Origin of the sequence: Pseudolysinimonas sp. (assembly GCF_039912695.1) — a bacterium.
Classification (GTDB): Bacteria; Actinomycetota; Actinomycetes; order Actinomycetales; family Microbacteriaceae; genus Pseudolysinimonas_A.
Window position 1 is genome coordinate 89120 of record NZ_JBDSPJ010000004.1, and the last position, 13993, is coordinate 103112.

Annotated in this window: 13 protein-coding genes; 6 read left to right on the forward strand and 7 right to left on the reverse strand. The window is 65.5% G+C overall.

Translation table 11 applies throughout. From position 1 onward, the window contains the following. Window positions 1-343: 343 nt before the first annotated feature. The 6 genes from ABIR17_RS02020 (at window position 344) to ABIR17_RS02045 (ending at window position 7639) form a co-directional block, all read left to right on the forward strand. On the forward strand, window positions 344-1309 hold the full coding sequence (locus ABIR17_RS02020) for an ABC transporter substrate-binding protein (protein ID WP_348002685.1): 966 nt from the start codon (window positions 344-346) through the stop codon (window positions 1307-1309). Between the two features lie 99 nt (window positions 1310-1408). Beyond that, the gene (locus ABIR17_RS02025; protein WP_348002686.1) at window positions 1409-2953 is read left to right on the forward strand and encodes a sugar ABC transporter ATP-binding protein; all 1545 of its coding nucleotides are present in this window, start codon (window positions 1409-1411) and stop codon (window positions 2951-2953) included. Then, window positions 2953-3993 carry an ABC transporter permease gene (locus tag ABIR17_RS02030; RefSeq protein ID WP_348002687.1) on the forward strand — a complete coding sequence of 347 codons (1041 nt, stop codon included), beginning with the start codon at window positions 2953-2955 and terminating at the stop codon, window positions 3991-3993. Before ABIR17_RS02025 ends, ABIR17_RS02030 begins: the two co-directional genes overlap by 1 nt. Next, entirely contained in the window at window positions 3990-5000 is a 1011-nt protein-coding gene (locus ABIR17_RS02035; protein WP_348002688.1) for a sugar ABC transporter permease YjfF, read from the forward strand. Before ABIR17_RS02030 ends, ABIR17_RS02035 begins: the two co-directional genes overlap by 4 nt. A 79-nt stretch (window positions 5001-5079) precedes the next feature. Next, window positions 5080-6594, forward strand: a complete 1515-nt coding sequence (locus ABIR17_RS02040; protein WP_348002689.1) for a sugar ABC transporter ATP-binding protein — start codon at window positions 5080-5082, stop codon at window positions 6592-6594. Beyond that, window positions 6584-7639, forward strand: coding sequence for a LacI family DNA-binding transcriptional regulator (locus ABIR17_RS02045; protein ID WP_348002690.1), 1056 nt, complete (start codon window positions 6584-6586; stop codon window positions 7637-7639). Before ABIR17_RS02040 ends, ABIR17_RS02045 begins: the two co-directional genes overlap by 11 nt. A 41-nt stretch (window positions 7640-7680) precedes the next feature. On the opposite strand, the gene ABIR17_RS02050 is transcribed toward ABIR17_RS02045, so the two are convergent. The 7 genes from ABIR17_RS02050 to ABIR17_RS02080 form a co-directional block, all read right to left on the reverse strand. After that, a complete protein-coding gene (locus ABIR17_RS02050) occupies window positions 7681-9228 on the reverse strand; it encodes a long-chain fatty acid--CoA ligase (RefSeq protein WP_348002691.1) in 1548 nt (515 codons plus the stop codon). A 25-nt stretch (window positions 9229-9253) separates the two neighbouring features. After that, window positions 9254-9703: a MaoC family dehydratase gene (locus ABIR17_RS02055; protein ID WP_348002692.1), complete on the reverse strand. Its 450-nt coding sequence runs from the start codon at window positions 9701-9703 to the stop codon at window positions 9254-9256. Then, entirely contained in the window at window positions 9700-10611 is a 912-nt protein-coding gene (locus ABIR17_RS02060; RefSeq protein WP_348002693.1) for an amidohydrolase family protein, read from the reverse strand. The genes ABIR17_RS02055 and ABIR17_RS02060 overlap by 4 nt, the downstream gene beginning before the upstream one ends. Further along, the gene (locus tag ABIR17_RS02065; RefSeq protein WP_348002694.1) at window positions 10608-11540 is read right to left on the reverse strand and encodes an SDR family NAD(P)-dependent oxidoreductase; all 933 of its coding nucleotides are present in this window, start codon (window positions 11538-11540) and stop codon (window positions 10608-10610) included. Before ABIR17_RS02065 ends, ABIR17_RS02060 begins: the two co-directional genes overlap by 4 nt. Then, window positions 11537-12352, reverse strand: coding sequence for an ABC transporter ATP-binding protein (locus ABIR17_RS02070; protein WP_348002695.1), 816 nt, complete (start codon window positions 12350-12352; stop codon window positions 11537-11539). Before ABIR17_RS02070 ends, ABIR17_RS02065 begins: the two co-directional genes overlap by 4 nt. After that, entirely contained in the window at window positions 12345-13133 is a 789-nt protein-coding gene (locus ABIR17_RS02075) for an ABC transporter permease (RefSeq protein WP_348002696.1), read from the reverse strand. Before ABIR17_RS02075 ends, ABIR17_RS02070 begins: the two co-directional genes overlap by 8 nt. After that, window positions 13133-13993, reverse strand: an 861-nt coding sequence (locus tag ABIR17_RS02080) for an ABC transporter permease (RefSeq protein ID WP_348002697.1), incomplete at its 5' end; no start/stop codon positions are given. The genes ABIR17_RS02075 and ABIR17_RS02080, both read right to left, overlap by 1 nt.

Sequence of the window (13993 nt, forward strand, 5' to 3'; positions counted from 1 at the left end):
AGCGCGGAGAGCGATCACATCGCGTCCGCTGCAGGGCTGCTGTGATGAGCGTTCACATTTTGTTCGACGAGTTGGCGTCCCGTCACGCGACCGATCCGGCGAGCGCCATGGGGGTATCTCGTTGTGGCAAAATACCTGATCAACGTGCTATTGACGCGTTCAACGCGAGGTGCCCAGCGAGGGAGAGCTCGAGCGTCGTTACGCAATCGTGATCAAATCAGGGTTGGCGCTGGACCAATTGTGAAGGCTAACATTTCGACCAAAGCCGCACCGCACAGAGGCGACCGCGGTTGTACTCCCCCCCACCCGATGACGGGTGAACCAGAACAGAGAGGTTTTGGATATGAAGAAAATCCTTAGCGGACTCGTAGTGGCTGGGGCTTTCGCCCTCGCCCTGACGGGTTGCTCAACTCCTGCCGGCGGCGGTGCCGACGACGGCATCATCACGGTCGGTTTCGCCCAGACGGGTTCTGAGAGCGGATGGCGCTCCGCCAACACCGACTCGATGAAGGCGGCGTTCTCGGAAGCGAACGGCTTCAAGCTCGTGTTCAACGCAGCCGACAACAAGCCCGAGGCGCAGATCGCCGCGGTGCGTAGCTTCATCAACCAGGGCGTCGACGCGATCGTTATCGCGCCGATCGTCACCGACGGCTGGGACGACGTCCTCAAAGAAGCACAGGCCGCCAACATCCCGGTCATCCTCGAAGACCGCACCCTGAGCTCGAGTGACTCCCTCTACGCGAGCTGGGTCGGCCTCGACTTCAACCGCGAGGGCGAGCGCGCTGGCGAATGGGTCAAGCAGAACTTCGACGGGAAGGCCGCCAACCTGGTCATCCTCGAGGGCACGACCGGCTCGTCGGCAGCGAAGGACCGTTCGGCTGGATTCACCAGCGCGATCGCGGGCACCGACATCAACGTGCTCGACTCGCAGACCGGTAACTTCACCCGCGCCGAAGGCAAGACCGTCATGGAGGGCTTCCTCCAGAAGTACGGCAACACCATCAACGTGCTGTTCGCGCAGAACGACGACATGGGCCTCGGAGCGCTCGACGCGATCAAGGCGGCCGGTCTCAAGCCGGGCGTCGACATCCAGATCGTGACGATCGACGCGGTTCATGACGGCATGCAGGCTCTCGCCAACGGTGAGTTCAACTACATCGTCGAGTGCAACCCGCTCCTCGGCGAGAAGGTTGCTGCCCTCGTGAAGTCGGTCCTGGCCGGCACCAAGGTCGACAAGGCGACCATCGTCGAAGACGGCGCGTTCACCAAGGACGACGCCATCAAGCTGCTCCCGACGCGCCCTTATTGATCCACCTGACGTGAGCCGATAACTTCGGCAGACGTCACCTGATGGGGACCGGTGTTCGCACCGGTCCCCATCACCCCCTCGAACGAAAGCAGTCGCACCATGCCCGCGGAGCCCCTAGCCCCCTCGGTCGTTGAGATGCGCGGAATCACGATCCGGTTTCCCGGCGTGCTCGCCCTCGACGGCGTTGACTTCACCCTCCGTGCTGGCGAAGTGCACTCGCTCATGGGCGAGAACGGTGCGGGCAAGTCGACCCTCATCAAGGCCCTGACCGGCGAATACCCGATCGACGAAGGCAGCATCACCGTCGGCGGTGCCGCCCGAATCTTCCGCGGAACGGCTGACGCCCAGAACGCTGGCATCGCCACCGTCTATCAAGAGGTCAACCTCTGCGCGAACCTGTCAGTGGGCGAGAACGTCATGCTCGGTCACGAGCCGCGCCGCCGCGGTTTGATCAACTGGAAAGCCGCCCACGCGGAAGCCGCCCGCCACCTCGCAAACCTCGGCGTTTATATCGACCCTCGCTCAAGCCTCGCCAGCCACTCCATCGCCGTCCAGCAACTGGTTGCGATCAGCCGCGCGATGGTCATCGACGCCAAAGCGCTCATCCTCGACGAGCCCACCTCCAGCCTCGACCGCGGCGAGGTCGAGCAACTGTTCACGGTGATCCGGTCCCTCCGCGAAAGCGGCGTCGCCGTTCTCTTCGTCTCTCACTTCCTCGACCAAGTGTTCGAGATCTCTGACCGCCTGACCGTTTTACGCAACGGCAAACTGGTTGGCGAATACGCCGCCGCTCACGTGACCCGCGCCGAAGTCGTCTCGGCCATGATCGGCCGCGAACTCGACGAACTCACCGCCATCTCCTCCAGCGCCGAGCGCACGATCGACCGCGACGCAGCCCCCGTGCTGCGGGCCACCGACCTGAGCCGCAAGGGCGCCCTCGAACCGGTGGATGTCGACGTCTACGACGGCGAAGTCGTCGGGATCGCCGGCCTTTTGGGCTCGGGCCGCACCGAGCTCGCCAGGCTGCTCTACGGAGCGGATCGCGCCGACACCGGCAGCATCCAAATGCATGGCACCGCGAAGCGGGTGACGAGTCCGCACAACGCAATCGAGAATCACATCGCGTTCTCTTCTGAGGATCGTCGCGCGGAAGGAATCGTCGGCGACCTGACTGTCGCCGAGAACATCGTGCTCGGCATCCAGGCTCGTCGCGGCTGGTTGCGCAAGGTCAGTCGCACCGAACGCGATGCCGTGGTCGCCGAATACATGACGGCGCTCGGCGTTCGCCCCGCCGACCCGAACGCGTTGACGCGCAACCTCTCCGGCGGCAACCAGCAGAAGGTGCTGCTCGCCCGGTGGTTGGCGACAGCACCCGAACTGCTCATCCTCGACGAGCCGACCCGCGGCATCGACATCGGAGCTAAAGCCGACATCCAGCGCAAGGTCGCCGAACTGTCGGACCGCGGATTGTCCGTCATTTTCATCTCGTCGGAACTCGAGGAAGTGCTGCGCCTCGCCCAGCGCGTCGTCGTGCTGCGCGATCGTCGTAAGATCGGCGAACTCACCTCGCACGACACCGACGTCGACGCCCTCATCGCCTTCATCGCCGAAGGCAACCCCGCAGTTCAGGAGAACGTGGCATGATGCGCATCCTCAAACATCGGCTCACCTGGCCGATCGCGGCCCTGCTGGTACTGGTGCTGATCAACACGCTCTCGCGGGCGTCGTTCCTTCAGGTCACGACCCTGAATGGGGAGTTCCACGGCTCACTGATCGACATCCTGCGCAACAGCGCCATGCTGATGCTGGTCGCTCTCGGAATGACCGTCGTCATCGCGACTCGCGGAATCGACCTCTCGGTCGGCGCGATCATGGCCGTTTCGGGAGCTGTAGCCCTCACCTTCATCGAGAGTTCCCCCACACCCGGTGACCTCAGCACTGTCGCAATCGGCATTGTGCTGGGAACACTGGTCGCCCTGGTGCTCGGCGCCTGGAACGGATTCCTGGTAGCTGTGCTCGGCATCCAACCGATCATCGCCACCCTGGTGCTCATGCTCGCCGGACGCGGGATCGCGCTGCTCATCACCAGCGGAAAAATCACCACCATCAACAGTCCCCCGTATCGCTTCATGGCGCAGGGCTACGTGTTCGGACTGCCCTTCGCCTTCTACGTCTCGATCGCCGCGGTCGTCATCATCGTGCTCCTCGAGCGGCGCACCGCGCTCGGCGTCCTCACCGAAGCCGTCGGCATCAACCCGGTGGCCAGTCGGCTGGCCGGAGTGCGATCGCGCGGGATCATCTGGGGCGCCTACATCGCCAGTGGCGCGCTCGCGGGTATCGCCGGCATCCTCTACAGCTCCAACATCATGGCCGCTGACGCCAACAACGCCGGCCTGTTCATCGAGTTGGATGCCATCCTCGCCGTCGTGCTCGGCGGCACCTCGCTCGCTGGTGGCAAGTTCAGCCTCGCCGGTACCGTGATCGGCGTCTTCACGATCCAGACCCTTAAGACGACGATCACCTTCATCGGTGTGCCGCCAGCTATCACCCCCGTGTTCATGGCCGTGGTCGTGATGATCGTCGTCCTCGTGCAGTCGAGGCGGTTGCGCTCGGGCGTCGCTCGACTGGTGCGCTCCGTCCGACCAACGCCCCCCGCGCGTCCCGATCTGGAGGTAACCCCGTGATTGGGATCCTGAGCAATGTTGTGAGCGGGATCCTGACCAAAGTTTCTGGGTTCTTCGGGAGGCGTTCCGCCTGGATCCCCGTGTTCGCCGCCCTCGGGATTCTGGTGGTGATGATGGTCGGGGCACAGGTGCGCTTCGGCAACTTCCTCACCCCACGCCTGGTGTCCTCGCTCCTGCTCGACAACGCCTACCTGATGATCCTCGCCGTCGGGATGACCTTTGTGATCCTGACCGGCGGCATCGACTTGTCGGTAGGGTCCGTGCTCGCCTTCACCGGCATCCTCGGTGCGCGGATGCTCGTTGAGGGCGCGCCCGTCGCCGTCGTCATCCCGGTCATGATCGTGGGTGGCTCGCTGGTCGGACTGCTGATCGGCGTTCTCGTGCAGTTCTTCGACGTCCAACCATTTATCGCCTCGCTGGCCGGACTGTTCCTGGCGCGCGGGCTCGCCTTCGTCGTCAGCCTGTCGTCGATTCCCGTCGTCGAGCCGAGCATCGTGTGGTTGCAGTCGACGAGGTTCTCATTCGGCGGCTGGTACATCACCCCGACCGGCATCATCGCGATCCTGGTAGTGGTGGCTGCGGCCCTGGTGCTGGGCTACACCCGGTTCGGTCGCACGATCTACGCGATCGGCGGCAGCGAGCAGTCGGCACGGCTCATGGGCCTGCCCGTGATGCGCACCCGGTTGCTCGCCTACGTCGTCAGCGGCACCTGCGCGGGACTCGCCGGCGTCGTGTTCGCGGCGTCCGTCGGTGCCTACCCGCTGAACGGAGTCGGCACGGAGCTCGACACCATCGCGGCCGTGGTCATCGGTGGCACCCTCCTCAGCGGCGGGAGCGGCTTTGTCGTCGGCTCGATGATCGGCGTGTTGGTCTACGGCACGATCAAGGGCATCATCTCGTTCCTCGGTGCCGAGTCGTCGTGGGCACGAATCACGGTCGGTGCGTTGCTGCTGACCTTCGTTGTTGTGCAGCGGGCAATCGTCGCGCGCTCCACACGACGGCGATGACAGCGCGCAGTAGTCATCCCCATGGTGACGAGACGGCTCCAATCGTGATGAGAAGCCCAACGTCCACCACAATGTGAGCATGAACGGCAACGACGAAGTGCCCGTCGTCGAAGTCGAACGCGCGACGAAGCGCTTCGGCAGCGAGTTCGCTCTCGACGGCGTGAACTTTCGCCTGTTCCCCGGCGAAGTGCACTCGCTCATGGGCGAGAACGGCGCGGGCAAGTCGACGCTCATCAAAGGGATCACCGGAGCGCTGCACCTGGATTCCGGGTCGGTGCGAGTCGATGGCCGCGAGGTACATTTCGCCACCCCCGCCGACGCTCAGCAGGCCGGCATCCGTGCCGTCTATCAAGAGATCGACCTGCTGCCCAACCTGACGGTGGCGGAGAACATCCTGCTCGGTGACGAGCCGCGACGGTTCGGCGGGATCGATTGGCGGGCACTGCGCGCCCGGGCGGCAGAGATCCTCGCCGAGCTGGGGCTCAACATCGACCCGGCATCCCAACTCTCAGCCCACCCTTTGGCCATCCAGCAACTCGTCGCGATCGCCCGCGCGATCTCGAGCGACGTCCGCGTCCTGGTGCTCGACGAACCGACCTCGAGCCTCGACCTCGACGAGGTCGCAGAATTGTTTCGAGTGATCCGCGAGTTGAAAGATCGCGGCGTCGCCATCCTGTTCATCTCGCACTTTCTCGATCAGGTCTACGAAATCTGCGACCGCATCACGGTTCTGCGCAACGGCATGCTGGTCGGCGAGTACCTCACGACCGAGCTGCTCCGCATCGATCTCGTTCACAAGATGCTCGGGCGCGACGCCGAGGAGCTTGCGACACGACCGCCGGTCGGTGATCACGCCGACCACGCCACGCCTCTTCTTGAGGCGCGCGGCCTAAGCGCGGGGCGGGTATCAGATATCACCCTCGTGTTGGGCGAGGGTGAAGTGCTCGGTCTCGCGGGTTTGCTCGGCTCCGGACGCACGGAGGTCGCGCGCGCGCTCACCGGCATCGACACCCTCACCGCGGGGATGATCGTGCTCGACGGCACCACGATCATCCCCGGCAACCCCCGCCGCGCGATCGGGCTGGGCTTGACCTATTCGTCCGAGAACCGCAGGGCCGAAGGCATCATCGGCGAACTCACGGTGCGCGAGAACATCGTCCTCGCCCTCCAGGCTCAACGCGGAGTGCTTCGACGAATAGGGCTCTCGCGCCAACGGGAACTGGCCGCGAGCTGGATCGAAGCGCTCAGCATCCGCCCAGCATCTGCCGAACAACTCGCCGGTGTACTGTCGGGAGGCAACCAGCAGAAAGTTCTGCTTGCCCGGTTGCTGGCCCTTTCGCCCCGCGTTCTCGTGCTCGATGAGCCGACGCGCGGCATCGATATCGGGGCCAAGGTCGAGGTACAGCGCCTGGTTCGGGAGCTGGCAGAGAACGGGATGTCGGTGGTCTTCATCTCTGCCGAACTCGAAGAGGTGCTGCGCGTCTCGGCACGCGTCACGCTGCTCCGCGATGGGCGCGTGATTGCCACCCATGACGCCGATGCCCTGACCGTCGACTCTCTTCTTGCCTTGATCGCGCAACCCGATGTCGACTGAAACTGACGGCCGCGGCGGCTCCGACGAAAAGTCCCGCCGCGCGGCCAACATCTTCGATGTCGCGCGGCTCGCCGGCGTCTCCCATCAGACGGTGTCCCGCGTTCTCAACGATCTGCCGAACGTCCGGACGGCGACCCGACTGCGAGTCGAACAGGCGATTGCCCAGCTGCGGTACAGCCCCTCCCCTGCCGCGCGCGCTCTCGTCACGCGCCGCACCCGTACGATCGGCCTGATCGTGCCCGGGACCTCGGATTACGGTCCCAACTCAACGGCTCTGCATTTCAATTTCGCGGCCCGCGCCGCCAGGTTCAGCGTCGACACGGTGAGCGCCCTCGACGCCGATCCCGTCGGCATCCGAGCCGCGATCGATTCGCTGTTGCGCCAACGGGTTGACGCGATTGTCCTGGTCGTCACCGATGTCTCGGTGCTCGAGACGGTACTCGGGCTCGACATGAGCGTTCCCCTCGTCGCGGTGGCCGCATCCGCTCGCCCCTCGTCGGCGTTGGTGTCGTTCGACCAATACCGAGGAGCTCGGGCCGCCGTGCGCCATCTGATTGAGCTCGGCCACACCCGAATCCTGCACGTCGCGGGGCCCGCGGAAGCACCTGACGCGATCGAGCGGATGCGCGGCTGGCGCGACGAATTGGCGACGAACCGACTCGCGATCGCCGAGGTCATGCACGCCGACTGGACGGCCGCAGACGGCTACCAGGTTGGCACCGATCTCGCCGCCGCGGTGCCCGGAACCGCCATCTTTGCCGCCAACGACCACATAGCCCTGGGGATCGTCTCTGCCTTGACCAACCGCGGGATGCGGGTTCCCGACGACGTCAGCATTGTCGGATTCGGCGACGTACCGGAAGCGGGATACCTGGCACCGCCCCTCACAACGGTGCGGCAGGACTACGCAGCACTAGGCGGTCTGATCATGCAAAAGGTCCTCATCGCGATCGAGGAGCCGGATGCCGCCAGCGTCAGCACCCCCCTCGCGACGCACCTCGTGGTGCGTGCCTCGACAGCTCCGCCAAACGCGACTGCCCGGTAGTTCGGAGTGGACTAGGTCGGTGCGAACTAGCTCAGAGCGAACTAATTCGCACCGAACCGCTCCCGCAACTCAAGTTTGCGAATCTTGCCCGAAGCCGTGCGCGGCAGCTCCTCGACAACCACGACGTTCTTGGGGATCTTGTAGCGGGCGAGGCGCCCATCGAGATGGGCCGCGAGGCGCTCCGTCGACAGATCGGTACCCGGTCGCAGGGTGACGATCGCCCACGGCGTCTCGCCCCAGCGCTCATCCGGGATGCCAATCACGGCCGCGCCGGTGACGTCAGCCAGCCCGAGAATGAGGTCTTCGACTTCAGCGGGATAGATGTTCTCGCCGCCCGAGATGATCATGTCTTTGAGCCGGTCGGCCACAAACAGATAGCCCTCGTCGTCGAGGGAGCCCAGGTCGCCGGAGCGGAACCAACCGTCCGACGTGAGGGCCTCCGCCGTTGCCTCAGGGTTGCCGTGATAGCCGCGGGTGACATTCGGGCCGCGCACCTGAATCTCGCCAACTGTCGCATCACCCTCGGACCGACCAACGATCGGTTCGCCGTCCTGGCCGATGACGCGCACCTCGGTGAAGAAGTGCGGGATCCCCGCCGACCCCATCTTGGCTCGGGTCTGCGCAGCCGGGAGGTAGGTGGCTCCGGGTGAGGCTTCGGTCATCCCGTAGCCCTGCGAGAACGACAGCCCACGCGCCTCGTACGCTTCGAGCACCCGGGTCGGTACCGGTGACCCGCCGCAGGTCAGCTTGGCGAGCGAACTCAGGTCGGTGTCATCCCAATCGGGATGCTCGGCCATGAACTGGTAGGTCGTGGGCACACCGCTCAGCATCGTGACCCGGTGTCGCTCGATGAGGCTCAGGGCGCGACCGGGGTCGAAGGCCCGCTCGAGCACCGCCGTTGCCCCCTTGAGCAGCACCGGAAGCAGCCCCATCCCGAGGGATGCGGCGTGGAAGAGCGGAGAGATGATCAGCGCCACATCGGTCGAGACGAGGTCGACGTCGACGAGCACATTGAAGCTGTTCCAGGTCAGGTTGCCATGGCTGAGAACCGCACCCTTGGGCCGTCCGGTGGTGCCCGACGTGTAGAGGATCACTGCCGGGTCGTCGAGCTCCACGCCGGGTGCCGGCGGAATCGGAGCTACTGCTGCAACGGCCAGGTCGGCGGAGCCGCCGATCTCAAGTGTCGCGATTGAGCCACCAGCCGCGGCCGGTGCCACGGCCGCCTGCACTACCGCTGCTTCGACGACCGCAACCGAACGCGCGTCGTGCACGACGAGTCGCGCCCCGCTATCGGCGAGGATGTAAGCGACTTCGGGCGCGGTCAGGCGGGTGTTGATCGGCACGAACACGACGCCCACCCGCGCCGCCCCGAACAGTACTTCCACAAACGCCGGCTGGTTCTCACCGAGAAACGCGACGCGGTCGCCGGCCGCAATGCCGTGCTGAGCCAACACCGCCGACCATCGTGCAGACTGTTCGGCCAACTGGGCGTACGTGACGGTCTCGCCGTCGCCGTGGATGAGGGCTACCGACGTTGGCGACGTGCGAGCTCGCGCGGTCAGCCAGGCGCCGATCCCGCGATTCTGCATGGAGGCCTCCTCGTCGAGGTGCTGGTCAGGCGTAGAAACGGTACAGCCCGCGAGCGACGACTGCTGGCTTCTGGCCGCCCTCGATCTCGATTGTCTGGTCGACCGTGAGCTGGTAGCCGCCCGGGAACTCGTCAACCTCGACGATGACGGCCTTCATTCGGATGCGGGAGCCCGCGGGGACGGGAGCAGGAAAACGCACCTTGTCGAGCCCGTAGTTGACCTTCGTTCCGACCCCGGTCACGTCGAGCAGTTCGGTCCAGAACGGCACCGCGAGCGACAAGGTCAGAAAGCCGTGGGCGATCGGAGCGCCGAACGGGCCGTCCTTCGCACGCTCCGGGTCGACGTGGATCCACTGGTGGTCATCGGCGGCATCCGCAAAGGTGTCGATGCGCTGCTGCGTCACCTCCCGGTACTCGGTGTAGCCGAGGTCGCGGCCGGCGACAGTCGCCAGTTCGGAGTAGTCGATCGTGGTCATGGGGTGGTCTCCTTCGGATCGGGGTCGGCCAGCCGGAGCAGGCGCAGCGCGTTGTCGCGCAGGATCTTGCGTTCGACCGTGGCGTCGAGCCCATAGGCCGAAAAGTCGGTGCGCCAGCGAGTCGGATGAAGCATCGGAAAGTCCGAGCCGAACAGCACGCGGTCTTGGAGGTAGCTACGAGCGGCGCGCACCAGGTTGTCGGAGAAGTACTTGGGCGACCATCCGGAGAGGTCGATCCAGACGTTGGACTTGTGCGTCGCGATCGAGAGCGCTTCGTCTTGCCAGGGCACCGAGGGATGCGCGAACACGATGTCGAGATCGGGAAAGTCTGCCGCGACACCGTCCAGCAGCATCGGGTTGGAGTAGCTGAGCCGAAAACCAGCACCGCCGCGGAGGCCGGCACCGATGCCGGTCTGGCCGGTGTGCACGAGCATCGGCACGCCGAGTCGGGAAAACTCGGCGTACAGCGGGTAGTAGGCCTCGTCGGATGGATCGAACCCCTGCACGGTGGGGTGCACCTTGAAGCCGCGCACGCCGGACTCTTCGCCCAGCCGGCGGGCGAGTTCGACGGCGGCGGCGCCGGTGCGCGGGTCGACCGACCCGAACGGAATTAGCACGTCGGCATGCCGAGCTGCACCGCTCGCGATCTCCGCACTGTCGAGCGGAGGGTGACCGAGTTGGGTGCGGGCATCCACCGTGAAGACGACCGCCGCCATCCGCAGGCTTCGGTAAAGGTCGGCGATCGCATCGATCGTCGGACGCTCATCAGAGGTGAAGTAGGCGGATGCCGCTTCGGCGAGCGCGGGAGGCAACGCCGTGCGCCCCGCGGCGTCGATCTCGATGTGCACGTGCACGTCGAGCGCCTCGATCGCGTCGAGGTCGAGGTGCGGCTCATACCGAGTCGTCATGACGCTGCAGGGTCCCTGCGCAACTCGTCGGGCAGCGGCGGGAAGGCCTCGCCGACACTCTGCAGGCGGCCGCCGAAGAGCTCACCGAACGACTCCTCGAGCGCGTCGAACGTCCAGCCGCCCTCGCGGTATTCGGTGATCACAGCCTCGGGGTGGCTCCACAACTGCAGGCGGTCCCCCCCGATTCCGATCGCCTGGCCGGTGACCCCCGCGGCGTCATCTGAGGCGAGGTACGCGATCAGTCCCGCGACGTCATCGGCGGTACCGAAGCCGAGGTCGTGCCGGAAGAACGCGGGCATCTGGTCGCCTGCAGCATCCGCTTCGACGGCCGCCGCGAAGTACGGAACGGTCGCGGTCATCGCCGTCGCAGCGACCGGGATGACCGCGTTGACCGTCACCTCGGCCTTCTTCAACTCCATCGCCCAGGTGCGCACCATGCCGACGATTCCGGCCTTTGCGGCGCCGTAGTTGGTCTGACCGAAGTTGCCGCGCTGGCCGGTGGGCGAGCCGATGCAGATGATTCGCCCCGCGGTCTGCGTCTTCCGAAAGTGGATGGCGGCCTCGCGCACGCAGGTGAAAGTTCCGCGCAGGTGCACGCCGATGACGGCATCGAAGTCGTCGTCGCTCATTTTCCACAGCACGGTGTCGCGCAAAATGCCGGCGTTCGTGACCAGGATGTCGAGGCGACCGTAGGTCTCGACCGCGGTGCGGACCAGTTCTCGTGCCGTGTCGCTCGGGCCGACCGGCGCGACGACCGCGACTGCACGGCCGCCCTCGGCGGTGATCGCATCCACGGCGGCCCGCGCCGCGTCGGCGGAGACGTCGTTGATGACGACCGCCGCCCCCTGACGGGCGAGTTCGTGAGCGTAGGCGAGGCCCAGCCCCTGACCGCTGCCGGTGACAATTGCCACCTTTCCGTCGAGTGTCATGACTCCCCCTTTGTGGATGCCGCGGGCCCGCGCTTGGCAATCTGGATCTGTTGGTAAACGCGCGTGCGCAACTCCGCGAACCGCGGGTCGGCGCGCGTGCCGAGTTGGTCACGCACAGCGGGGAGGTCGATCTCGACGACCTCCTGCACGAAGGTCGGTGCGCTGGAGAGCACCAGAACGCGCTCCCCCAGATACACCGACTCGTCGATGTCGTGGGTGACGAACAGCACGGTCACTCCGAGTGACGACCACAGTTCGCGCACAAGGTCTTCAAGGTCGGCACGGGTCTGCGCGTCGACGGCGGCGAACGGCTCGTCCATGACCAGGATTTCGGGGTCGTAGGCGACGGCGCGGGCGATCGCGACGCGCTGCTGCATCCCGCCCGACAGTTGCCACGGGTACTTCCCACCTTGACCTTCGAGGCCGACGGTCGCGAGCATCCGTTCGACGGTGGCGGCTCGGACGTCGCGCGGGACGCGGCGATTACGCAGCGGGAGACCGACGTTGGCCGCGACGGTGAGCCACGGGAAGAGGCTGCGCCCGTACTCCTGAAACACGAGGGCCATGCGCTTCGGCGGGCCCGTGACGACCACACCGTCGAGTTCGACCGTGCCAGAGGTCGGCGTCAACAAGCCCGCGATGCACTTCAGGAGGGTGGTCTTTCCCGCACCCGACGGCCCGACGATGCAGACGAGTTCACCGGCACGGACTTCGAAACTCAGATCGCCAATCGCCTCGACCCGACCCTGCGCGGTTTCGTAAACCTTCTTGAGATGCTCGACTCGGAGCAGTACGGGAGCACGTTCAGGCACGCTCGACCTCCTTCAATCCGTGGTACCAGTTCAGGATGAATCGCTCGGCGACCTGGAAGATCAACGACAACGCGATGCCGATCAGACCGAGCAACACGATGCCGCTCCACATCTCGGCGATGAGGTAGTTGGTCTGGAAGTACGAGATGCGGTATCCCAGGCCCGACGACGATCCGGTCTTCGCCATCTCGGAAATGACCATCAGAATCAACGCCACCGACAGACACTGCCGAATACCGGTCATGATCTGAGGCGCGGCCGCGGGTAACACCAGCCGCGTCAGGCGGTCTCGGCGGCCGATCCGGTAAGACTGAGCGGTTTCGCGCATCACCGGGTCGACGGCACGAACGCCTTCGATCGTGTTCAGCAGAACGGGCCAGACCGATCCCGACACGATGACCGCGATCTTCATCTCATCGGTGATGCCCATCAAGAGCAGCAACACCGGGATGAGGACGGGTGGCGGGATCGCGCGGAAGAATTCCAGCACGGGCTCGAGGAGCGATCGGAGCGGACGGAACGACCCGATCAGGATGCCGAGCGCGATCCCGAGGACGATCGAAACGATGATGCCGATCGCGAGACGCGTCAGGCTCGGGACGACATCGACCAGGAAACTCTGGTTGAGCCAGGTCGCAACGAAGGCATTGAGCACCTTCGACAGCGGCGGGAAGAACCTGTTGCCGGTGAAGAGCGGCACGATCGCCCAAGCGATAAGAAGAACGATCGGCAGGCCGATCCCCGAGAGGGTCGACAGCGCGATCCGGCGCAGCCTGGTCACTAGAGGACCTCCGTCCGAACGCTGTGGTGCCAGGAGAGCACGCGCCGCTCGAGCGCGCGGAGTACGAGGTTAATGATCAGGCCGAGCATCCCGGCGATGACCACGAGGGCGTAGAGGGTGGTCTGTGCGCCGATTCCAGACTGCGCCAGAGTGATCAGGCGACCGAGCCCGGGATTACCGATGACCAGCTCCGCGGTGACCGCGAGGACGAGGGCAACGGTGCCGCCCAGGCGCACCCCGGTCGACAGGTAGGGCAGTGCCGTCGGCAGCACGACGTACCGCAACCGGGCAACGGTGCCCAGCCCGAAACTGCGAGCGGTGTCGCGCGCGACAGGATCGACATCCGCGACGCCGTAGAGCACCTGGATGAAGATCTGCCAGAACGTCGCCCAGATGACGATCACAAGCGCGGCTTCACGTTGCAGGCCGTAGGTCAAAATGGCGAGCGGGATGAGCGCGACTGACGGGATCGGACGCAGAAACTCGATGGTCGTGCGGGTCGCGCGGCGAACGGCCGGCATGAGCCCGACCACTGTTCCGACGATGATCGCCGCGATGAGGGAGATCACCAGCCCAATGATCCAGGTGAGCAAAGTGTTGCCGAGCGCCGCCCAGAACACCGGGTCACCGAGGACGATGACGATTGCTCCCGCGACCGCGGTCGGCGGGGGCAGATATTCAGCCTTGACCAATCCGAGCGTCGGGACGGCCTGCCAGAGCGCCAAGAAAAGCGCGATTCCCAGCACACCGAGCACGGCGGCGTTGAGTTTGCGGCGGGACGGCACGATGCTCTCTCGGTCGTTGCGGGAAGGGTAGAGGCGGGAAGGGTCGCGGCCGGACCCGGAGAGGTCCGGCCGCGA

Bases quoted from the DNA above. Each gene is read 5' to 3' on its own strand.
- ABIR17_RS02020 (WP_348002685.1), top strand. From the start codon at position 344: ATGAAGAAAATCCTTAGCGGACTCGTAGTGGCTGGGGCTTTCGCCCTC.
- ABIR17_RS02025 (WP_348002686.1), top strand. From the start codon at position 1,409: ATGCCCGCGGAGCCCCTAGCCCCCTCGGTCGTTGAGATGCGCGGAATC.
- ABIR17_RS02030 (WP_348002687.1), top strand. From the start codon at position 2,953: ATGCGCATCCTCAAACATCGGCTCACCTGGCCGATCGCGGCCCTGCTG.
- ABIR17_RS02040 (WP_348002689.1), top strand. From the start codon at position 5,080: ATGAACGGCAACGACGAAGTGCCCGTCGTCGAAGTCGAACGCGCGACG.
- ABIR17_RS02045 (WP_348002690.1), top strand. From the start codon at position 6,584: ATGTCGACTGAAACTGACGGCCGCGGCGGCTCCGACGAAAAGTCCCGC.
- ABIR17_RS02050 (WP_348002691.1), bottom strand. From the start codon at position 9,228: ATGCAGAATCGCGGGATCGGCGCCTGGCTGACCGCGCGAGCTCGCACG.
- ABIR17_RS02055 (WP_348002692.1), bottom strand. From the start codon at position 9,703: ATGACCACGATCGACTACTCCGAACTGGCGACTGTCGCCGGCCGCGAC.
- ABIR17_RS02060 (WP_348002693.1), bottom strand. From the start codon at position 10,611: ATGACGACTCGGTATGAGCCGCACCTCGACCTCGACGCGATCGAGGCG.
- ABIR17_RS02065 (WP_348002694.1), bottom strand. From the start codon at position 11,540: ATGACACTCGACGGAAAGGTGGCAATTGTCACCGGCAGCGGTCAGGGG.